Annotated in this window: 19 protein-coding genes; 15 read left to right on the forward strand and 4 right to left on the reverse strand. The window is 70.2% G+C overall.

Annotation, left to right across the window (positions count from 1 at the left end):
- The first annotated feature begins 315 nt into the window (after positions 1 to 315).
- The 4 genes from ACZ4TR_RS02200 to ACZ4TR_RS02215 all read left to right on the forward strand — a co-directional run bounded on the left by ACZ4TR_RS02200 (position 316) and on the right by ACZ4TR_RS02215 (position 5,735).
- Positions 316 to 801, forward strand: a complete 486-nt coding sequence (locus tag ACZ4TR_RS02200) for a MarR family winged helix-turn-helix transcriptional regulator (RefSeq protein ID WP_364510479.1) — start codon at positions 316 to 318, stop codon at positions 799 to 801.
- A gap of 101 nt (positions 802 to 902) precedes the next feature.
- Positions 903 to 2,090: an MFS transporter gene (locus ACZ4TR_RS02205; RefSeq protein WP_465285399.1), complete on the forward strand. Its 1,188-nt coding sequence runs from the start codon at positions 903 to 905 to the stop codon at positions 2,088 to 2,090.
- Between the two features lie 93 nt (positions 2,091 to 2,183).
- Positions 2,184 to 4,778, forward strand: a complete 2,595-nt coding sequence (gene clpB, locus ACZ4TR_RS02210) for an ATP-dependent chaperone ClpB (RefSeq protein ID WP_465285400.1) — start codon at positions 2,184 to 2,186, stop codon at positions 4,776 to 4,778.
- A 195-nt stretch (positions 4,779 to 4,973) separates the two neighbouring features.
- Complete coding sequence (locus tag ACZ4TR_RS02215; RefSeq protein ID WP_364510487.1) at positions 4,974 to 5,735, forward strand: type III secretion system chaperone family protein; 762 nt, start codon at positions 4,974 to 4,976, stop codon at positions 5,733 to 5,735.
- A gap of 30 nt (positions 5,736 to 5,765) precedes the next feature.
- Here ACZ4TR_RS02215 and ACZ4TR_RS02220 read toward each other — a convergent pair whose 3' ends face one another.
- From ACZ4TR_RS02220 to ACZ4TR_RS02235, 4 genes are all read right to left on the reverse strand, one after another.
- On the reverse strand, positions 5,766 to 6,767 hold the full coding sequence (locus tag ACZ4TR_RS02220; protein ID WP_465285401.1) for an McrC family protein: 1,002 nt from the start codon (positions 6,765 to 6,767) through the stop codon (positions 5,766 to 5,768).
- 179 nt (positions 6,768 to 6,946) lie between these two features.
- Positions 6,947 to 9,031 (reverse strand): McrB family protein, encoded by a 2,085-nt coding sequence (locus tag ACZ4TR_RS02225; protein WP_465285402.1) that lies wholly within the window; start codon positions 9,029 to 9,031, stop codon positions 6,947 to 6,949.
- 41 nt (positions 9,032 to 9,072) lie between these two features.
- The gene (locus ACZ4TR_RS02230) at positions 9,073 to 10,932 is read right to left on the reverse strand and encodes a DNA/RNA helicase domain-containing protein (protein ID WP_465285403.1); all 1,860 of its coding nucleotides are present in this window, start codon (positions 10,930 to 10,932) and stop codon (positions 9,073 to 9,075) included.
- A 216-nt stretch (positions 10,933 to 11,148) separates the two neighbouring features.
- Positions 11,149 to 11,844: a hypothetical protein gene (locus tag ACZ4TR_RS02235; protein ID WP_465285404.1), complete on the reverse strand. Its 696-nt coding sequence runs from the start codon at positions 11,842 to 11,844 to the stop codon at positions 11,149 to 11,151.
- A gap of 71 nt (positions 11,845 to 11,915) precedes the next feature.
- On the opposite strand from ACZ4TR_RS02235, the gene ACZ4TR_RS02240 reads away from it, so the two are divergent.
- The 11 genes from ACZ4TR_RS02240 to ACZ4TR_RS02290 all read left to right on the forward strand — a co-directional run bounded on the left by ACZ4TR_RS02240 (position 11,916) and on the right by ACZ4TR_RS02290 (position 19,679).
- A complete protein-coding gene (locus ACZ4TR_RS02240; protein WP_465285405.1) occupies positions 11,916 to 12,683 on the forward strand; it encodes an SDR family NAD(P)-dependent oxidoreductase in 768 nt (255 codons plus the stop codon).
- Positions 12,684 to 12,811: 128 nt separating this feature from the next.
- Positions 12,812 to 13,573, forward strand: coding sequence for an ABC transporter ATP-binding protein (locus tag ACZ4TR_RS02245; protein WP_465285406.1), 762 nt, complete (start codon positions 12,812 to 12,814; stop codon positions 13,571 to 13,573).
- Positions 13,573 to 16,020 (forward strand): ABC transporter permease, encoded by a 2,448-nt coding sequence (locus tag ACZ4TR_RS02250; protein ID WP_465285407.1) that lies wholly within the window; start codon positions 13,573 to 13,575, stop codon positions 16,018 to 16,020. Before ACZ4TR_RS02245 ends, ACZ4TR_RS02250 begins: the two co-directional genes overlap by 1 nt.
- A 27-nt stretch (positions 16,021 to 16,047) precedes the next feature.
- Positions 16,048 to 16,611, forward strand: a complete 564-nt coding sequence (gene pyrE / locus ACZ4TR_RS02255) for an orotate phosphoribosyltransferase (RefSeq protein WP_086671745.1) — start codon at positions 16,048 to 16,050, stop codon at positions 16,609 to 16,611.
- Between the two features lie 80 nt (positions 16,612 to 16,691).
- Positions 16,692 to 17,255: an RNA polymerase sigma factor gene (locus ACZ4TR_RS02260; protein WP_465285408.1), complete on the forward strand. Its 564-nt coding sequence runs from the start codon at positions 16,692 to 16,694 to the stop codon at positions 17,253 to 17,255.
- On the forward strand, positions 17,246 to 17,830 hold the full coding sequence (locus ACZ4TR_RS02265) for an Asp23/Gls24 family envelope stress response protein (RefSeq protein WP_465285409.1): 585 nt from the start codon (positions 17,246 to 17,248) through the stop codon (positions 17,828 to 17,830). The genes ACZ4TR_RS02260 and ACZ4TR_RS02265 overlap by 10 nt, the downstream gene beginning before the upstream one ends.
- Positions 17,827 to 18,183 (forward strand): Asp23/Gls24 family envelope stress response protein, encoded by a 357-nt coding sequence (locus ACZ4TR_RS02270; protein WP_465285410.1) that lies wholly within the window; start codon positions 17,827 to 17,829, stop codon positions 18,181 to 18,183. The genes ACZ4TR_RS02265 and ACZ4TR_RS02270 overlap by 4 nt, the downstream gene beginning before the upstream one ends.
- The gene (locus ACZ4TR_RS02275) at positions 18,180 to 18,491 is read left to right on the forward strand and encodes a hypothetical protein (RefSeq protein ID WP_465285411.1); all 312 of its coding nucleotides are present in this window, start codon (positions 18,180 to 18,182) and stop codon (positions 18,489 to 18,491) included. The genes ACZ4TR_RS02270 and ACZ4TR_RS02275 overlap by 4 nt, the downstream gene beginning before the upstream one ends.
- 68 nt (positions 18,492 to 18,559) lie before the next feature.
- Positions 18,560 to 18,985 carry an Asp23/Gls24 family envelope stress response protein gene (locus tag ACZ4TR_RS02280; RefSeq protein WP_465285412.1) on the forward strand — a complete coding sequence of 142 codons (426 nt, stop codon included), beginning with the start codon at positions 18,560 to 18,562 and terminating at the stop codon, positions 18,983 to 18,985.
- Positions 18,986 to 19,010: 25 nt separating this feature from the next.
- Positions 19,011 to 19,175 (forward strand): hypothetical protein, encoded by a 165-nt coding sequence (locus tag ACZ4TR_RS02285; protein ID WP_364510512.1) that lies wholly within the window; start codon positions 19,011 to 19,013, stop codon positions 19,173 to 19,175.
- Between the two features lie 111 nt (positions 19,176 to 19,286).
- On the forward strand, positions 19,287 to 19,679 hold the full coding sequence (locus tag ACZ4TR_RS02290) for a DUF2784 domain-containing protein (RefSeq protein WP_465285413.1): 393 nt from the start codon (positions 19,287 to 19,289) through the stop codon (positions 19,677 to 19,679).
- Positions 19,680 to 19,683: the final 4 nt, after the last annotated feature.

Consider the following 19,683-nt stretch of genomic DNA (forward strand, 5'->3'; position numbering starts at 1 on the left):
CATCCACCGCCGGACCGGGCGCGGTGACGGCAGTTTCGCACACAGCCGCCTCCTGCTTCCTTCGCCACTACGTCCACCTCGTCACTCGCCGGGGCCGCGCGCGCGGGCCCGTCCGCAGGGTAGCCGCCGGCCGCCCTTTTGCCCGCATTGTTGCTCCGACCGGGTGTATCGCACCCGGTCTCGGCGTGGGCGACCTCACCGGGCTGATCCTTGCTCGCGCAAGCGATCGGCAATAAACTTGTATTGCACAAGTAATAGCTTCATCGGGGGCTTCGGGTGGCGGAGCCCCGGTGCGGCAGTGGCAGGAGGGTCCCGATGGGCTTCGACGACACCGACGACGACGTCCGGGTCGAGCTCATGCGCGAGCTGAAGACCGCGTCGCAGCTCCAGCACGCCTGGATCATGCAGGCCTGGCAGAGCGAGCCGGGGCTGCACCCGGCCGCCGCGATGCTCCTGTCGGACCTCGCGAAGAACGGCGAGGCCAGGCCGTCCGAGCTGGCCAAGCGCCGGTTCGTCGACCTGTCGGTGGTCAGCAGGCAGATCACGCAGCTGTCCGCGGCCGGGCTGGTCGACCGCCGTCCCGCGCCCGAAGACGGCCGCGCGTCCCTGGTGAGCGTGTCCGAGAAGGGCCGGGCGGAGCTCGCCCGCTGGCGGGCCAACTACCTGGAGTTCATGGAGACGGCGCTCGGCGGCTGGGACGACGAGCGCGTCACCGACCTCATCGGCCGGCTCGCCGAGATGAACGCCGACCTGCGCCGCGCGCTCGGCAGCGCCGCTTGCCTCGCTGACACGACCAAGTGACGCAATGCCGCCGGAGTGCCACCGGCAGTGGCCTTCGGCCCGGCGGAAGTGTCTCCGTTCGGTCCTGACTTGGCGGCGGGCCAGGGAGTTAACGTCGAAAGGTGACGCGTAGCCGGGTGGCGCTGCTCTGCGCGCTGGGGACCGACAACTTCGGCTCGGGTCTGTTCCTCCCGTTGGCGCTGGTGTACGTGACGCAGGTGGTCGGCGTGCCGCTCGCGGTGGCGGGCACGGCCGTCACGCTCGGTACCGTCGGCGGGCTCGTCGTGCCGCCGCTGGCCGGTCGCCTCGTGGACCGTGTCGGGCCGCGGGCCGTGGTCATCGGGGCCCAGCTGCTGCAGGCCGCCGGCGCGGGCGCGTACCTGCTCGCCGACGGCGCGGGCCCGGTGGTGGTCGCCGCGGTCCTGCTCTCCACCGGCCAGCAGCTGTTCTACAGCTCCCTGTTCGTGCTCATCGCCGACGTCGCGGGCGACGTCCCGAAGGATCGGCCGTTCGCCGAGGTGGGGATGGTGCGGGCCGGCTGCTTCGGCCTCGGCGGTCTCGTGGCGGGGGCGCTGCTGACCTGCCTCGGCGCCGGTGGGTACCGGATCGCGCTCCTCCTCGACGTCGCGACGTTCTTCGTGGCCGCGTCGATCCTCGCCCTGTTCGTCCGGCTCGCGCGGCCGCGCGAGCAGCACCGAGAACGGTCGGTCAAGGTGCTGCGCGACCGGCCGTACCTCGCCTTGATCCTCTTCAGCGGCCTGTTCGGCCTCTCCCTCGAGTTCTTCCTGATCGGCACGCCGGTGTTCGTGCTCGACCGGATGCACGGCCCCGCCTGGCTGCCCGGCGCGATCCTCGCGCTTTTGACGGTCCTGACCAGCGTCGGCGGCACGCTCGCGCTGCGGCTCACCGCCCACCTGAGCCGGATCACGGCGATGCGCGCGGGCTCGGCGCTGTTCGCCGCGTGGTGCCTGGTCAGCCTCGGGGTGCTGCTGGTGCCCGACGGCTGGCGCGTGGCCTACCTGCTGGCGTCGACGCTGATCTTCGCCGCCGGCGACCTCGTCTTCGGCCCGCGTTCGGGTGCACTCGCCGAAGCCGCGGCACCTCCGGTGGCCCGCGGCCGTTATCTCGCTGCGTACCAGTACGCGTTCACCGTGGCCCAGGTTCTCGCGCCCGCCGTGGTGGCGTTGTTCTCGGTCGCCGACTGGTTACCCTGGGTGCTGGTCGGGACGTGTGCCGGCCTCGCCGTGGCCGGGCTCGGCATGCTCGGATCGCGGTTGCCGGCGAGCGCCGTGGCACCCGGTCAGAGTTGAGCGGAACAGACTCAAGTTTTCGTGCGTTAAGGATAGTGTCAGGTCTCGGTCAGGCCTGTCACCACGACTTTTGTATCGAGCATGAGGTGAGGGATGGACGCTTTCAACCCGACCACGAAGACCCAGCAGGCGATCTCGTCCGCGGCGCAGGCGGCCACCATGGCCGGCAACCCGCACGTGTCGGCCCCCCACCTGCTGGGCGCCCTGCTGGCGCAGGGTGAGGGGCTGACCGCACCGCTGCTGACCGCGGTCGGGGCCGACCCCGGGGTGGTGCACAAGGAGCTCGAGCCGCTCATCGCGGCGCTGCCGTCCGCGACCGGCGCGACGGTGTCGAGCCCGCAGTTCGACACCTTCGCCGTCAAGTCGCTGACGCGCGCGCAGAAGCTGGCCACCGAGCTGGGCGACGAGTACGTCTCGACCGAGCACCTGCTCGTCGGGCTCGCCACCGAAGGCGGCCAGGTGGCCGACCTGCTCAAGCGCCACGGCGCGACGCCGGACGCGCTGCAGGAGGCGTTCGTCAAGGTCCGCGGCTCCGCCCGGATCACCAGCGAGGACCCGGAGAGCACGTTCAAGGCGCTGGAGAAGTACGGCGTCGACCTGACCGAGCGCGCCCGGAACGGCGAGCTCGACCCGGTCATCGGGCGCGACACCGAGATCCGCCGCGTCGTGCAGGTGCTGTCGCGGCGCACCAAGAACAACCCGGTCCTGATCGGCGAGCCGGGCGTCGGCAAGACGGCCATCGTCGAGGGGCTGGCCCAGCGCATCGTCGCCGGGGACGTGCCGGAGTCGCTGCGCGGCAAGCGCGTCGTCGCCCTCGACCTCGGGTCGATGGTGGCCGGCGCGAAGTTCCGCGGCGAGTTCGAGGAGCGGCTGAAGGCCGTGCTCAAGGAGATCACCGACTCCGCGGGCGAGGTCGTCACCTTCATCGACGAGCTGCACACGATCGTCGGCGCCGGCGCGACCGGTGAGGGCGCGATGGACGCGGGCAACATGATCAAGCCGATGCTCGCCCGCGGCGAGCTGCGGATGGTCGGCGCGACCACCCTCGACGAGTACCGCCAGCACATCGAGAAGGACGCCGCCCTGGAGCGGCGCTTCCAGCAGGTGCTCGTCGGCGAGCCGTCGCCGGAGGACACCATCGCGATCCTGCGCGGGCTCAAGGAGCGCTACGAGGTGCACCACGGTGTCCGGATCACGGACGCCGCGCTGGTCGCCGCCTCGACGTTGTCCGACCGCTACATCACCGCGCGCTTCCTGCCGGACAAGGCCATCGACCTGGTCGACGAGGCCGCGTCCAAGCTGCGCATGGAGATCGACTCGCGGCCGGTGGAGATCGACGAGGTCGAACGCGCCGTCCGCCGCCTGGAGATCGAGGAGATGGCGCTCGCCAAGGAGAGCGACGCGGCTTCGAAGGACCGGCTCACCGCGTTGCGAGCCGAGCTGGCCGAGAAGCGCGAGACGCTGACCGCGTTGACCGCGCGCTGGCAGAACGAGAAGGGCTCCATCGAGAAGGTCCGTGAGCTCAAGGAGCAGCTGGAGCAGCTGCGCGGCGAGTCGGAGCGCGCCGAGCGCGACGGTGACCTCGGCAAGGCCGCCGAGCTGCGCTACGGCCGGATCCCGGCGCTGGAGAAGGAGTTCGAAGCGGCCACCGCGGCGAGCGAGGCCAGCCAGCAGAACGTGATGCTCAAGGAAGAGGTCGGCGCGGACGACGTCGCGGACGTGGTCAGCGCGTGGACCGGCATCCCGGCGGGCCGGCTGCTGGAAGGCGAGACCGGCAAGCTGCTCCGGATGGAGGAGGAGCTGACCCGTCGCGTCATCGGGCAGCAGGAAGCCGTGCAGGTCGTCTCGGACGCGGTGCGCCGCAGCCGGGCCGGCGTCGCCGACCCCGACCGCCCGACCGGCTCGTTCCTGTTCCTCGGCCCGACCGGCGTCGGCAAGACCGAGCTGGCCAAGGCGCTGGCGGAGTTCCTGTTCGACGACGAGCGCGCGATGCAGCGCATCGACATGAGCGAGTACGCCGAGAAGCACTCGGTGGCGCGCCTGGTCGGTGCCCCGCCGGGGTACGTCGGCTACGACCAGGGCGGCCAGCTGACCGAGGCCGTCCGGCGGCGCCCGTACTCGGTGGTGCTGCTCGACGAGGTCGAGAAGGCCCACCCGGACGTCTTCGACGTGCTGCTGCAGGTCCTCGACGACGGGCGGCTGACCGACGGCCAGGGCCGGACGGTGGACTTCCGGAACACCATCCTGATCCTGACCTCGAACCTCGGTTCGCAGGCCATCGCCGACCCTTCGCTGGACGAACGGCAGCGGCGGGACGCGGTGCTCTCGGTGGTGCAGCGGCAGTTCAAGCCGGAGTTCCTCAACCGGCTCGACGACATCGTCGTGTTCCACTCGCTCGGCACCGAGCAGCTGACGTCCATTGTGGACATCCAGGTGGCGCGGCTGGCTTCGCGGCTCGCGCAGCGCCGGCTCAACCTGGAGGTCACCGACGGCGCCCGTGAGTGGCTCGCGCTCAACGGCTTCGACCCGATCTACGGCGCCCGTCCGCTCCGGCGGCTGGTCCAGTCGGCGATCGGCGACAAGCTGGCGAAGGAGCTGCTGTCGGGTGAGGTCCGGGACGGCGACACCGTGCGTGTCGACATCCCGGAGCTGGAAGCGGGAGACGCGCTGACGGTCGAGCGCGTCTGAGGTCCGTGAGGCCTCCTTCCCGGCCATAGGAGCCGGGAAGGAGGCCTTCACGGCTTTTCGGAGCCCGTACGGCCGTCCAAAGTGGCTTCTTGTGGCGATTTGTCGACCTGGCGGCCGGGAATTGGTCCGAACGGGCCCGGCGACACGGGTACCGGCGATCATCTCTTCGGCGTAGCAGGCGATACCCTGCACGTCGTGGGTATTCCGGCGTGGATCTGGTTCGTCATCGCGGCCGTCGCCCTGGTGGCGGGCCTCGGGCTGCTCGCTGCCGACCGGGCGAAGGAGGGCTCGCGCAACCGCGAGCGCATGCGCTGGGCTCAGTTGCGCGGCTGGCAGTTCGTCGAGGAAGACGAGCGGCTGCCGCAGCAGTGGTCCAACGGCGCGATCGGCTACTTCGGCGCGGACGCCGCGGTGAACGTCGTCGCGGGCTCGACCTTCACCTCCGACGGCCGCCGTCCCGTGTTCATCTTCGACATCGAGTCCGAGGGGCAGATCCCGGCGGTCGTCGTCGCCGTGCGCTGCAACAAGAAGCACCGGATCCCGATCGAGATGTGGCTGTCCAGCGTGCCGTTCCAGCGCGCCGACATGCCCGAGATGCTCGGCCCGATCGGCTCCCGCTACGCCTTCGCCGACGACGCCGACGGCGCCCGCGCGGTGATCACCCAGGAGCTCGTCGACGCGGCGGACCAGCTCGGCGGCGACGTCGGCGTGGCCTGGCTCGAGGCCGAGTGGGTGCTCGCCAGCGTCGCCCCGACCGCGGGCCCGTCCCGGCTCGAGCGGCTGCTGCGTGATCTCGGCGAGATCGCGGACATCGTCGACCCGTTCGACGAGGACTACGACGCGGGCCGCCACCAGGCGAGCGCGCCCATCCCGACCATCGGCGGCACCCCGCCGACCCCGGCCGCCGGGACGCCGGTCCAGCAGCACCAGCCCGTGGACCCGCCGGCGCAGGACTAGAGAGGCCTGGCTGCTCAAAGTAGTCGAGAGTCACTGTGCGTCGATCATTTCGGTGATCCGGTCGGCGATCCGGGCTATTTGACCCAGCAGTTCGGTCCGGGGCCGCGTCAGATCCAGCGTGTGTGCGAACAGCTCGTGCCGCCCGCCTCGGGTCTTGTGCCGGGCTTCGCCCGGCTTACCGTCCGCGTAGACAAGGTGGCCGTGGTCGACGCCGAGTGCGGCGCAGTAGGCCAGCATCTGGTAGAAGTCTTCCGCTGGTTGCTTCCGTTTGTATTTGGCGTCCACCACGACCACGGGGCGTCCGTCGACCTGCCAGACGAGATCCGGGTTCATCTTCAGCCGGCGGCGCTCGTCGAGGTGCCACGGATACTGCGGGAGACCGATGCCGGGTATCCGCTCACCCAACGCCGTGCTGACGGCCACGGTCACGAAGCTCTCGAAGACCTTTTCGAGGTTGAAGACGAATCCGTTGGTCGCGAACGTCCCGTGCCCGTGCTCGGGTGACGACGCCCCGAGCAGCAACTCCGAAAGCCGGAGGACGGAGTGGTAGTGCTCGTTGCGGCGGGTGGGCTGCCACAGCGGCAGGGGCACCCCGCGGCGCAGTGGCGAGACGCCGTTCAGAGCTCGCCGGACGATGTTCAGCTGTTCCACCGAAACGTCGTCGAGACCGCTCATCTCGAGGAGCAAGGTGGTCGCCGCCAGCAGGATCTGGTTCTCCGGAATGTCGACACCGAACTCGTCGTAGGCGACTTCGAACGGGAAGTCCTGGTCGTAGCGCCGGCGCAGCTGATCGGCCAGGCGAACCCGGCCGCGGACCGTGGTGGACGTCTCCGTCGTCGGAACGTATCCCGACAGCAGGCTGGTGTCGATTGCCTTTCGGGCCTGTCGCCAGAGCATGTTCGCGACGGCCGGGACGACCCCCTCGTCGGTTCGGGTTTCGGACGGCTCGTCGTACCACTCGTCCGAGGAGCGGACACCGTGGCCGGCCAGGAACAGCACCCGGGCGATGCTGAGCTTGGGAACCAGGCGCACGAGCAGATCGTCCGCCCAAAACACGCCGACCCAGCCACGATTGCCCGCGATCGTCCATTCGGCACCGCCCGGCTGTGGTGGTGTCAGGGAAACGAACCTGCTCGCCCTCAGTGCACGGAGCTGCCCGGAAGTCAGCGGCCTGCTGCGCCGACCGGTTTCCGAGAGTTCGAGTGGGTCCATCACGCCCTTCGGTCCGCGAGGATCTGCCTGATCGTCTCGAGGTGGTATGCCTCGAGAGCCTCGGGCCCGGCCGCGTAGTGGTGCTCGGCGAGGAGCGGCAGGATCGACGCGGCCCAAGCGCGGTCCAGCCCGTCGGCTCGCCGGTAGATCGACGGCCGCATGAGAAACGAGGGACCCAGCGCCTGGTCGCGGCGCCCGATCTGCTCGTTGAGCGCGTCGAGTACCTCGGGCGCGTCGTCGTTGAACTTCGAGCCGGGCTCCGCCGCGAGGAGCCTGTCCAACCACCGTCGCAGCAGTCCCGATGTCGGCGGCTCGGCCGGGTGGAGCTCAGTGAACACAAAGCGCCGCCTGATCGCCGCGTCAACCGTGGCGATCGAACGGTCCGTCGTGTTCATGGTGCCGATGACGAAGATATTTTCGGGCAGCGTGAACCCCGAGTCGGCCGAGTACAGCAGGTTGATCGGCTCGTCGCGGTACTCAAGCAGGAAGTACAGCTCGCCGAAGACCTTGGCGAGGTTCGCGCGGTTGATTTCGTCGATGATCAGGATGTGCGGCTCGCCGGGCTTCTTCCGCGCGGCGTCGACCAGAGTTCGGAAGGGGCCGGGGTGCAGGCCGAACTCGACCTTGCCCTCCTTGTTCTGGGTGGGCCGGAAGCCTTCGAAAAAGTCCTCGTAGGTGTACGAAGGGTGGAACTGCACCAGCTTGACCGCGTTGACATCGGCCAGCAGCCTAGCCAGTTTCTGCGCCAGGTAGGTCTTTCCGGTGCCCGGCGGACCGTGGAAGATCAGCTGCTTGTACTCCCACAGCAGTTCCACCTGCCGACGAAGCCATTCCTCCCCGATCAGGAGTTCTCGGGCCGCACCCTCGGCGATCTCGGGAAAGGAGAGCGTCAGATGGGGCTCGGTCGAGCGCTCGGCCGGTTCGGCGTTGAAGTCACGGAGCACCTGCTCGATTTCGCCAAGATTCTCGGTCAGATCCACGACGGACGAAGTGCTGCGAAGCTTCGCCTGAAGGGAACGGGGTAGTTGATCGAGTGTGGGTGCCGGCACGAGTGGCTCCCATCGGGCGAATCGCCGGAGCGGAGCCCCCCGGTCACCGGCCAGGAAACTGGGGCTCGACGTGATCTCGCCGAAGTACGCGAACCCGTTGTTGAGCGTGAGGACGTAGTCGCCGGCACGCATACGGTTGAGGAAGCCGTTCAGCTCCTCGAACCGGACGTCCCTGGCGTTGTAGGACTCGTGCTGGAAATCGTCCTCGACGACCGACCGCAGCTGGTCGGGTGAAATCGGAAGGGCCACCGAACGCAGTCCCTCCGCTGACATCGAAACGAAGCCCTCGGCGCGCCAGCGGGTGACCAGGCTCGTTTCGGAGGTCGTCGCGGTGCGGACCAGCCAGGCCCGCCGCGGCGCCGAATCGCTCGCTTCCTGCTCCCACCGCAGTCGTTCATCGAGCGAAGCGGTGTCGAGGTACTGGTGCTTGGCGGCTCTGCCCGCCGAGTCGAATTCCACCCCCTCAGCGGCTAGCTTCCGGTGCAGATCGGTGTTGTGGAAGCGGGGGTGGAGCCGGTCGGTACCAGGAATCGACCCGTCGAAACGCAGAATGCGATGGGTGCCGGGTGGACCGGCGTCGACGAGATAGCGGTTGACGTCCTCTACGGAGGCTCCGGCCACTTTCCCCAGTTCGTCGAACGAGGTCCAGAAACCGGGAGTCACCACGTCCACCAGCCGGGCGATCATCTTTTCGTCGCCGGAAAGGTGAGAGAGGGCGAGGTGTCGCTGCTTGCGAAACTCACTCGTGCGGAGCCTGAACTCGTCGAGCAGCTGGCTGCCGGGAAAAGTATCCAGGGCAAGCTCACCGGATTCGGTCAGGGACCAGCCTTGGGTTCTGCTCAGCCAGCCGATTGACGCTGCCTCCGCCGTGTACCGGTTGATCTGCCCGCGGGCGTCGGAACGGGCCAGGTCGGTGGTCGGCTCGTGCAAGACCCTGTCGCCGACCTTCGAGTACACCTCTTCGTGGGGAAGGGGGCCATCGGAGTCGCGAATCACCTCCATGCAGACCCTGAGCAGCTGCGCCGAGTCGGCCATGTGTCTCCTCGCGTCGGAAGGCGGCGATGACCGCCGGGGCTCTAGGAAGTCATCTCTTCCAGGAACCGCTGCGTCTCCGGATCCACCGAATACAGGCAGGCTCCCCGCATTCCCCTGGTCAGCAATACTTTGTAGGCCTGTGCGGTCAGCAGGGCGAACTGCTCGGCGGAGGCCTTCCGGACCTGGCTGTCCGCGGAGCCCTTCTTGTCCGCGATCCACTGGTCACCTCGTCGGACGAAGTCCGGCCCGAAGATGACCCCCGACCAGTCGTATTCGAAGCCTTGTGCCGTGTAGATGCATCCGACCTGGCCGAATCCCCGGGTGTCGGTCGCCCAGTAGTGGGACGCGGGAATCCCCTTCGGCAGCGACTTGCCTTCGGGCTTGGCGTTCCAAGGACGTTTCCAGTCGTCGATCACCACGTCGTCCACGAGGTGGCGGTCGGCCTTCGAACCGGCCGGGTCACTCCACGGCCAGCAGAAGCCGGCGGCGATTCTCGCGGTCGTGCCGTCGTTGTCCGCTTGCTGCTTGAGCAGCCAGGACTCCAGCTGGGCCGGGGCCGGTGCGTTGACGACGACGAATTCGTCGTCGGGGCCGACGATGCTGCTCCACTTGACCGGGGGAAGCGGGCTCAGACCGAGCAGCCGGGCGACCCAGGCTTCGAAATCGTCGGACCCACCGCAGCGGAACTGTCCGTCGAGCCGGATGACCTCCACCTCGAAGCCCTTCGCGCGGGCCGCGGCGAAGATGGCCTCACGCGATCCCAGCTCGTCCGGGCGCACTCGTTGCTGCTCGTCGAGGAGGAACACCGGCACCTTCGCAGCGGCGAGGAGCTCTTCGATTTGACGGCGGGCAGAGTCCCGCACCTCCTTGGGCGCGAACCTCGTATAGCTCTTTTCCCGGATTCGGTGTGCTTCGTCGCAGATCAACGCGTCGAGTTCAGCCGGTGGCGCGTTCATGTAGCTGTTGAAGTAGCGGAATCCGCCTTGCGGCCGTTGGGAACGACTGCCGGTGAACGTGCGCAGGGTACTGGTGAACGACCTCGAGCCGGTGGCGTGTTCCACCAGGAAGCCTTCGGCGTCGAGGTCGCGCTTGAGGTTGAGCGCGACAGCGCTCTTCCCGGACCCCGGTCCGCCCATGATGATCATGGCCGTCGGTCGGCCGCCGGCCCTGGCGTTGTGCACTGCGGTGCGGACCCGCTCGTAAGCCACTTCCTGTTCGTCCAAAAGGACGAAGCTGTCGCGAAGAACACGATGCACCTCACCTTGGCTCTCTTCGGTCTTGAACAGGACGGACCGCTCCTGGCGCAGGGCGAGGAACTGGTCTCCGGCGCGACGGGTCTCAGCTCGTGAGGACGACGCGTCCAGGAGCGCACGGAGGTGGTAGTGCAGATCGGGTCCGGCCGCGGTGGTGAACACCCGAGGCGATCCGGGCGGTTCGTGGCCGGCGACGGCGGGGTTCGAAGCCTTGTTCCCGACGTACGCGATGCCGTGCAGAGAACGGGGCCGTTTGGCCAGATCCGGAGTGGCACCGGCGAGGTAATCGCAATACTGGTGGACCTGTTTCCCGGGCGAGAGGAGGTAAGTACCGTCGTGGAAGAACAATTCGTCGGTGGCGGGCTCGGCATCGGCCACGGTGGCCAGGTTGACCAGGACGTGGCTCGACTCCTTGGTGTGCGGGTCGAGCCCGGACAGCACGATGTCGACGTATTTCGGGCTGTGCGGCAGGCGGTGGTGCAGAATGACGTCGGCATGGCTTAATCCGGCGGTTTCCAGATCGGCGAGGAACGCGGGCAGGAGTTCCGTCCATCGGGCCGCAGTGGCCTGGGGGACGGCATCGTCAGTTCCTCGGCCGACCTGCTCGGTCAGCTCGGTCAGTCCATTGGCCTGCAGACCGGCGAGCATTTCCCCGGCGCTCTTCCGCAGCGACATTTTCCCCCACCAAGGCACACGTGGTCCACGCGCGGGTGGGGGCAGCAACGAGATTTCTCGGTGCCCGTCGGGCCGCATTGCCCGACCAGGCTAGTGGATCAGCACAGCGCTGTCTGCGGGTGACGCGAAGACGCCGGATGATTGGTCGTTCCGAATTCGGTTGGTCCGCTGCCGGCCGGTGATCGGCCGTCAAGAAGGCTGGAAGGACACCGCGGGCTGGTCGAGCACGCTGACCGCCAGCGTGCCGCGCAGCGACGTCGTGCCGCCCTGGACGTGGACGACGTGATCCACCCCGAGGTCGCCGCTGAACGAGCCCGATGACTGGCTCCCGGACGTCTTGACCAGGCCCGACGCCGGCCCCAGCTGGCCGCCGAGCTCGTGCTCCTGGCCCACGTCGAGGTCGCCGGAGAAGTTGCCGATCGCGTGCAGGTCGGACGTCGTGCCGACCGCGCCCAGCTGTCCGGCGTCGACGGCCTGGCCGGACGAGTGGCGGGCCGCGATCCCGCCCGTGAGGTCGCCCGCGAACAGCCCCGCGTCGAGCTGCTCGGCGTTTTCGCTCAGGACGTCGACGCCGTCGGCCAGCCAGACGCCCTGGTGAGACCGCTGGAGGACACCCGCGCGGTCGCCGCGCGTGGCGACCGCCTCCGTGAGATCGGACGCCAGCCGGGTGTCGCCGAGCTCCTTGACCACGACGTCGCGGCGGCTGGCGGAGAGCGTGTCACCGTCGTTGTCGAGCGTGGTCGTGTGCCGGTGGTCGAGGGGCAGGGTGAGTTCGGCCGGGGACGCGAGCGCCGCCGCGGGAGCCGCGAACAGGAGGGCCACGGGCGCCGCGCCGGCGGCGATCTTGGGCAGGTAGCCGCTCTTGCGCCTGCTGTGCTTACCCATGATCGGGACGATAACCCGGGCATGAAACGACTGCACACGGAGCCCCTGACCTGTGGGTATCGTTCACTCACATGACCACCACCGCTCTCATAACCGGTGCCACGGCGGGCATTGGCGCGCAGTTCGCGCGCACGCTCGCCGCCGAGAAGTACGACCTCGTCCTCGTCGCCCGCGACACCGCTCGGCTGGAGGCCTACGCCGCCGAGCTGCGCGAAAAGTACGGGGTCGGCGTCGAGGTGCTGCCCGCCGATCTGTCCGAAGTGGACGGACGTGCGGCGGTCGAGGAGCGGCTCGCCGCCGGTCCGGTCGACCTGCTCGTGAACAACGCCGGGTTCGGGCTGAACGGCGACTTCTGGACGATCCCGCCGGACGCGCTGCAGCGTCAGCTCGACGTCAACGTCACGGCCGTCCTGCGGCTGACGCGGGCCGTGCTGCCCGGCATGATCCAGCGCGGCCACGGAGAGATCATCCAGGTCAGCAGCGTCGCGGGGTTCTTCAGCGGCCGCGGTTCGACGTACACGGCCAGCAAGAACTGGGTCACGTCGTTCACGGAAGGCATCGCCGCGTCGCTGCCGAAGGGTGTCCGGATGATGGCGCTCTGCCCGGGTTTCACGGCGACCGAGTTCCACCAGCGGGCCGGCATCGGCAAACCGGGCCCGAAAATCGCCTGGCTGGGTGTCGAACAGGTGGTCGGTGAGGCGCTCGCGGACCTGCGCCGCGGCAAGGTGATCTCCGTGCCGAGCCTGCAGTACAAGGCCGTCGTCGCGATCGGCGGGCTGCTGCCGCGCGCGGTGCTGCGCCGGATCAGCGGCGGCTTCGGCGGCAAGGGCCGCACCTGAGGCGCCGCTTTCACGGAAAAGCCCTACCCCGCACTTTCACGTGAAAGTGTGGGGTAGGGCTGCCCCTACCCCGAAGACGCGCGTGCGCACCAGGGTGAAAGCCGGGCTGCCTCCCTAGCGTTTTCCCCATGACAACTGGGTGGAACGAGACAGCCGACGCGGTCCGGCTGGAAGCCGTGCGCAAGGAGTACGGCGAAGGCGTGGTCGCACTCGACGGGGTCTCGATCGCGTTCACGCGCGGCGGGTTCACCGCCGTGATGGGCCCGTCGGGGTCGGGCAAGAGCACGTTCCTGCACTGCGCGGCCGGGCTCGACCGGCCGACATCGGGCCGCGTCGTCCTCGACGGCCAGGACCTCGACGGCAAGAGCGAGACCTACCTGACGAAGCTGCGCCGCGACCGCGTCGGCTTCGTCTTCCAGGCGTTCAACCTGCTCTCGGCGCTGACGGTCGAGCAGAACGTCGTGCTGCCGCTGCAGCTGGCCGGCAAGCGCCCGGACAAGCGGCTCGTGGCGCGGATCCTCACGCACGTCGGGCTCGACGGGCGCCGCAAGCACCTGCCCGGGCAGCTGTCCGGCGGGCAGCAGCAGCGCGTCGCGATCGCGCGCGCCCTGGTCACCGACCCGGCCGTGCTGTTCGCCGACGAGCCGACCGGCGCGCTCGACACCCGCACCGCCGCCGACGTGCTCGGCCTGCTGCGCGAGTCCGTCCGGGCGTCGGGCCAGACGGTGATCATGGTGACGCACGACCCGGTCGCCGCGTCCTACGCCGACGAGGTCGTGTTCCTCGCCGACGGCCGCATCGCCGGCCGTCTCTCGCGGCCGACCGCGGAAGCCGTCGCCGAGCGGATGACCCACCTGGGTGCCTGGGACCGGCTGGCGGTGCAGGCCTGATGTTCACCCTCGCGATGCGGACGCTGCGCGTGCGCAAGGGCGGCTTCCTGGCGACGTTCGTCGCCGTGTTCTTCGGCGCGCTGATCGTCTCGGCGTGCGGTGGCCTGATGGAGACGGGCATCCGGTCCGAGACGCCGGTGCAGCGGCTGGCCGCGGCGCCGATCGTCGTCGGCGGGCAGCAAACGTTCGAGCTGCCCGAAGAGGACCCGGCGACCCTCGACCCCGACGACAAGCACAAGTTCAAGAACGCGACCCTGCCCGAGCGCGTCCGCCTCGACGCCGCGCTGGCCGCCCGCCTGCGCGCGGTCCCCGGCGTCACGAACGTCGTCGGCGAGGTCAGCTTCGCGGCGCAGGCCGGCGCCGCGAGCGCTCTCGGACACGCCTGGAACTCCGCCGCGTTGACGCCGTACGCGCTGAAGGGCGAAGCGCCGAAGCCGGGCGAAGTCGTGGTCGACGCCGGGCTCGGGCTCGCCGTCGGGGACACGCTGCCGGTCGCCGCGCACGGCAGCGTCGGCGAGTACCGGATCTCCGGCATCGCCGAGGCGCCGCAGGCCATGCGGGATTCCGCGTTGTTCTTCTCGGCTGCCGACGCGGACAAGCTCTCCGGGCACCCGGGCCGGTACGACGCCATCGGCGTCTTCGGGGGTGACGTCGCCGCGGTGACGGCGGCCGTCGGCGACGCCGGGATCGTGACGACCGGGACCGACCGCGGCGCCATCGAGTTCCCCGAGGTCGCCACGAGCGGCGAGAACCTCATCGTCCTGGCCGCCGTTTCCGGCGGGCTGTCGGCGATGGTCATGGTGTTCGTCGTCGCGGGCACGCTCACGCTGTCGACCCAGCAGCGCCAGCGCGAACTCGCGCTGCTGCGCGCGATCGGCACGACCCCGCGCCAGCTGCGCCGGATGGTCCTCGGCGAGGCGCTGGTCGTCGGCGTGCTCGCGGTCGCCGTCGCGGTCGTGCTCGGCCCGGTGCTCGGGAACCGGCTGTTCGGCGAGCTCGCGGCCCACCACGTCGTGCCGGACGTGCTGGAGTTCGAGCAGGGCTGGCTCCCGGCGACCGTCGCCGCCGGCGCGTCGCTGCTGGCCGTCGTGGCCGCGTCCTTCGTCGCCGGACGCCGTGCCTCGAAGGTCCGCCCGACCGAGGCGCTGGCGGAAGCCGCCGTCGAACGGCGCTGGCTGACACCGATCCGGCTGATCACCGCGATCCTGTGCTTCGCGGGCGGGACGGCGCTGGCGATCGTCACGGTCGCCGTCATGACCGGCCCGGTCGCGGCCAGCACGGCCGGTCCCGCGGTGATGCTGTGGGCGTTCGGGCTCGCGGCGATCAGCCCGGGTGTCACCAAGGTGACGGCGCTGCTGCTGAGCTGGCCGGTCCGGGCCGTCAGCGGGGTCACCGGCCGGGTCGCGCTGCTCAACACCCGCGTCGGCGCGGTCCGGACGGCCGGCGCGGTCACCCCGATCATGCTCGCGGTCGGCATCGCGACCGCCAACATCTACCTGCAGACCACCCAGGAAGCCGTCTCGAACCAGGCGTACACCGAGGACCTGCGCGCGGACGCGGTCGTCGCCGGGCCGGGCGGGCTGGACCCGTCGGTGCTCGGCCGGGTCGCCGCGGTGCCGGGGGTCGCGAGTGCGTCGGAGTACGTCACGAGCACGGTGTTCGTCGACCGGCCGTACGACTCGAACCAGAACGACGACGGCTGGCCCGCGCTCGGCGTCAGCGAGCTGACCGGGAACGCCGTCGAGGTGCCGGCGAAGCTCGGCCGCCAGGTCGGCGACACGCTGTCGCTGCGGCTCGGCGACGGCACGCCGGTGGACGTGCGGGTGACCGCCGTCGTGAGCCAGCGAGCCGGGTTCGAACGGCTCGTGCTGCCCGCGTCCCTGCTGGCTCCGCACACGACACTCGGGCTCGCCCCGCAGCTGCTGGTGCGGGCGGCCGAAGGCGTCGACACGGCGACGCTGACTTCGCGCCTTCGCGAGGCGACAGCCGGGTTGCCGGTGGCTGTCGGTGATCGTGACGCGCTGATCGCGGCGCACGCGAAGGGCAACGAGATCGGCGCGTGGGTCAACTACCTGCTCGTCGGGATGATCCTGGCGTACACGGTGATCTCGGTCGTCAACACGCTGGTGATGGCCACGGCCAAGCGGCGCCGGGAGTTCGGGCTGCAACGGCTGAGCGGGTTCACCCGCGGCCAGGTGCTGCGGATGGCCGGCGTCGAAGGCGGGCTGATCGCGGCCATCGCGGTGCTGCTCGGAACGCTGGTCTCGGCGGGCGCGATCGTGCCGTTCTGCCTGGTGGTGACCGATTCGCTGCTGCCGTCCGGGCCGCTCGCGATCTACCTGGTGGTGCTCGCGATCGCCGTGGTGCTCTCGCTCGTCGCGATCCTCGTCCCGGCCTGGGCGGCGACGCGCGGGCGTGCGGTCGACGCCACATCCATCGGTGAGTGAGAACGGCCGTGTGTAAGACTCTCGGCCGTGGCGAACCCCGGGTTGGATCAAGCGGCGAAACTCGAACTGGCCAGGCTGGTCACCGATCTTTCCGTGGTGCACGGAAAAGTGACCCTGGCGTCCGGCAAGGAAGCCGACTACTACATCGACCTCCGGCGGGCGACCCTGCACCACGCGGCCGCGCCGCTGATCGGCAAGCTGCTGCGCCAGCTCACCGCGGACTGGGACTACGTCGCCGCGGGCGGGCTGACGCTCGGCGCCGACCCGGTCGCGCTGGCGATGCTGCACTCCGCGGCGACCGACGGGGTCGTGCTCGACGCGTTCGTCGTCCGGAAGTCCGTCAAGGAACACGGCATGCAGCGGCGCATCGAGGGCATGGAGGTCCGGGGGCAGCGCGTGCTGGCGGTCGAGGACACGTCGACGACGGGCGGCAGCGTGCTCGAGGCGGTCGCGGCCCTGCGTGAAGCGGGCGCGAACGTGATCGGCGTGGTGACGGTGGTCGACCGCGACACGGGGGCGCGCGAGGCCATCGAGAAGGAAGGCCTGGAGTACCGCTACGTCCTCGGCAAGGACGACCTCGGCCTGGACTGATTCGCGTCGGTGACCCAGGTCACCGACAATCACCCCGTGACGTTTTCCGCGCCCGCGTGTCCTCCTCTCGAGGAGGTGCCGTGACGACCAGCGCGGAGCCCGGTACGCCGCTCGACGACGCGACCCTCGTTGCGCGCGCGAAGGACGGCGATGTCTGGGCGTACGAGCAGCTCGTGCTGCGCTACCAGGGGCCGATGTTCCGGCTCGCCGTGAAGATGCTCGCGCACCGCGGCGACGCCGAGGACGTCGTGCAGGAGGTCTTCCTCAACGCCTGGCGCAAGCTCGGCCAGCTCGGCGAGGACGCGGCGTTCGTCGGCTGGCTCTACCGGGCCACCACGAACCGCTGTCTCAACACGATCCGCGCGCGCAGGCCCCAGGCGGACGTCGACCTCGACACCGCCGAGTCGCCGCGGGCGGACCTCCAGCCGGAGCGGGCCGCGCAGGTCAGCGGTCAGCTCTCGGCGTTGAACGCGGCGCTGGCCGAGCTGACGCCGGAACAGAGAGCGTGCTGGCTGCTGCGCGAAGTGCACGGCCGCTCCTACGAGGAGATCGGCGAAGTCGTCGGCGCGAACGCGACCGCGGTCCGCGGCCGGATCGCGCGGGCCCGGGCCCAGCTGGCGGAGGTGATGAAGCCATGGCGATGACGGACTACGAGCTGCCCTGCGAACGCGGTGTCGAGCAGGTGTGGGAGCGGCTCGACGCGGTCGGCGCCGGGCTGGCCGACGAGCACGAGCTGACCTGCCCGCACTGCCGGGCCGCGCGCGAAAGCCTGCTGGCGTTGCGCGAGGCCACCGCGGAGCTGGTGGCCGAGGACGACGTGCCGCCGGCCCTGTTCGGCCGGATCATGTCGGCGGTGCGGGCCGAGGTGCGGCGCGGTTCGATGGTGGCGCTGCCGACCCCGGAACCGGGGTTCGTCGAGATCAGTGAGCAGGCCGTGGCCGCGGTGCTGCGGTACGCGGCGGACACGGTCGACGGGGTCCGGGCGCGACGCTGCCGGGTGCGGACGGGCGCCGACGGCGTCGTAGAAGTCGAACTCACCCTCGCGGTGAGTCTGCGGAACGTCACCGGCGGCGAAGCGCTGGCGCTGGTGCGGGAGCGGGTGACGACGGCGGCCGCGGCCCGGGTGGGGCTGACGCTGGCGAAGCTCGACCTGCTGGTGGACGACATCTTTGCGGAAGACACCGTCGCGGAAGACGCTGCCGGGGAGCCAGGGGAATGAGCGTGGACTACGTCATCGCCGATCCGGTGATCGCCTCGGTGGCGGCGCGGGCGGCGATCGGGACGCCGGGCGTGGTGCGGCTCGAACCGGGCCTGCGCGGCCTGGTGACGGCGTGGACGCGAGCCGCCCGCCGGCGGTGGAAGGGCCTCGACCCGGCGCCCGCGGACGGCGTCCGGGTCCGCACGGCGGACGGCCGGGTGACCGTCGAGATCGACCTGGTCACGGCGGCGGCCGACCAGGCCGCGGCGGTGGGCCGGGCCGTGCAGCGCGCGGTCCGGCGGTTCGTGACCGAGCAGACCGGCCTGGTCGTCGACGAGGTTTCGGTGTCCATCATGGACATCGAGGCCCGGTGACCGCGGCCGAAGCCGTCGAGAAGATCGTCGGCGCCCTCACCGCGGTGGACGGCCTCCGCCCGGCGACCCCGGTGTCGCCCGGGACGACGTGGCTGCCGGTGGACTGGGCCGGCCTGGCGGTCGCCTTGTCGGCCGAGGTGGTCGAGGTCCGCCTGATCGCGACGCGGCTGCCGATCCCGCCCTTGCTGGAGCAGGCCGCGGCGGTGGTGCGGCCGGTGCTGGCGGGGACGGAGTGGGAGCACGCGCGGCTGCGGCTGGTCGTCACGGACCTCGACGGCGCGGCGTTCGCGAGACCCACGTCACCGTGATCCTCCCCCGTCCCGGGGGGCCTTGCCTACGAAAGCCTGAGGGCTCAGGACATTCAGGGAGGATCTCCATGACCGCGACGGCCGAGAAGACCGAAATCGCCACTCTCGTCACGAAGCAGGGCACGACCACGATCGCCGACACCGTGGTGCAGAAGATCGCCGGGCTCGCCGCGCGCGAGGTCAGCGGCGTGCACGACCTCGGGGGTGGCGCGGCGCGGGCGTTCGGCGCCCTGCGCGAGCGCATCCCGGGTGCGTCGGCCGGCGCCGGCCAGGGCGTCTCGGTCGAGGTCGGGGAGAAGCAGGCGGCCGTCGACCTGCAGATCCTGGTCGAGTACGGCGTCGCCATCGCCGACCTCGCGCGGTCGGTGCGCCGCAACGTCGTCACGTCGATCGAGCAGATGACCGGCCTGCAGGTCGTCGAGGTGAACATCACCGTCACCGACGTCCACCTGCCCGGCGACGAGGAGCCCGCGCCGAGCGACCGGGTGCGCTGACCTCACCGGGCGTACCGTCGAAGGCATGGACGAGCCGTCGAAGCCCGGCGAGCCGCCGGAGCGGCCCGGGCACCAGCCGCCGTGGAAGAAGCCGCCCGAGCAGTACCCGCACGAGGAGCCGACGAAGTACCCGGCGAAACGCCCACCGGAATTCCCACCCGGTGTGACGCCTCCGTCACCGCCGGGGTGAACAGGTTGCTCCGGTGGGTTAAACATCACACGACTGGGCATTCTTAGGGGCGGCCGAACTCGATCAGCGGAGTAAAGTCGCTGGTAGGGGGTTCGGTGAAGGGGGCGTGTGGTGGCGAAATTCCTGGCGGAAGCGACTGTCGCGGTACACATGCTGGCCCTGCTGCTCATCGGTTTCGGGGGCTTCATCGCGTGGCGCTGGCCGAAGCTCATCTTCATCCACATGTTCGCCGTGGCCTGGGGTGTCCTGGTCAACGTGGCGCCGGTGCCGTGCCCGTTCACCGCGCTGGAGAACTACTTCCGCCACCAGCAGGGCCTCGGTGACCTGCCCGGCGGGTTCAACGCCTACTACCTGTACGGCACGGTGTTCCCGCAGTCGTGGCTGCCGGCGATCGGAGTCGTCGCGATCGCGGTGGTCGGCTACTCCTACGTCGGCGTCTACCACCGCTGGCGCCACCGCGACCACACCGAGGACGCCCGGACGCACCGCGTGCGCCTGGGCTAGGCGA

The organism is Amycolatopsis sp. NPDC028719 (genome assembly GCF_055565395.1).

Coding starts and splice junctions, on each gene's coding strand:
- ACZ4TR_RS02200 (WP_364510479.1), top strand. CDS start 316: ATGGGCTTCGACGACACCGACGACGACGTCCGGGTCGAGCTCATGCGC.
- clpB (WP_465285400.1), top strand. CDS start 2,184: ATGGACGCTTTCAACCCGACCACGAAGACCCAGCAGGCGATCTCGTCC.
- ACZ4TR_RS02225 (WP_465285402.1), bottom strand. CDS start 9,031: ATGGCCGACTCGGCGCAGCTGCTCAGGGTCTGCATGGAGGTGATTCGC.
- ACZ4TR_RS02230 (WP_465285403.1), bottom strand. CDS start 10,932: ATGCTCGCCGGTCTGCAGGCCAATGGACTGACCGAGCTGACCGAGCAG.
- ACZ4TR_RS02235 (WP_465285404.1), bottom strand. CDS start 11,844: ATGGGTAAGCACAGCAGGCGCAAGAGCGGCTACCTGCCCAAGATCGCC.
- ACZ4TR_RS02240 (WP_465285405.1), top strand. CDS start 11,916: ATGACCACCACCGCTCTCATAACCGGTGCCACGGCGGGCATTGGCGCG.
- ACZ4TR_RS02245 (WP_465285406.1), top strand. CDS start 12,812: ATGACAACTGGGTGGAACGAGACAGCCGACGCGGTCCGGCTGGAAGCC.
- ACZ4TR_RS02250 (WP_465285407.1), top strand. CDS start 13,573: ATGTTCACCCTCGCGATGCGGACGCTGCGCGTGCGCAAGGGCGGCTTC.
- ACZ4TR_RS02265 (WP_465285409.1), top strand. CDS start 17,246: ATGGCGATGACGGACTACGAGCTGCCCTGCGAACGCGGTGTCGAGCAG.
- ACZ4TR_RS02270 (WP_465285410.1), top strand. CDS start 17,827: ATGAGCGTGGACTACGTCATCGCCGATCCGGTGATCGCCTCGGTGGCG.
- ACZ4TR_RS02280 (WP_465285412.1), top strand. CDS start 18,560: ATGACCGCGACGGCCGAGAAGACCGAAATCGCCACTCTCGTCACGAAG.
- ACZ4TR_RS02285 (WP_364510512.1), top strand. CDS start 19,011: ATGGACGAGCCGTCGAAGCCCGGCGAGCCGCCGGAGCGGCCCGGGCAC.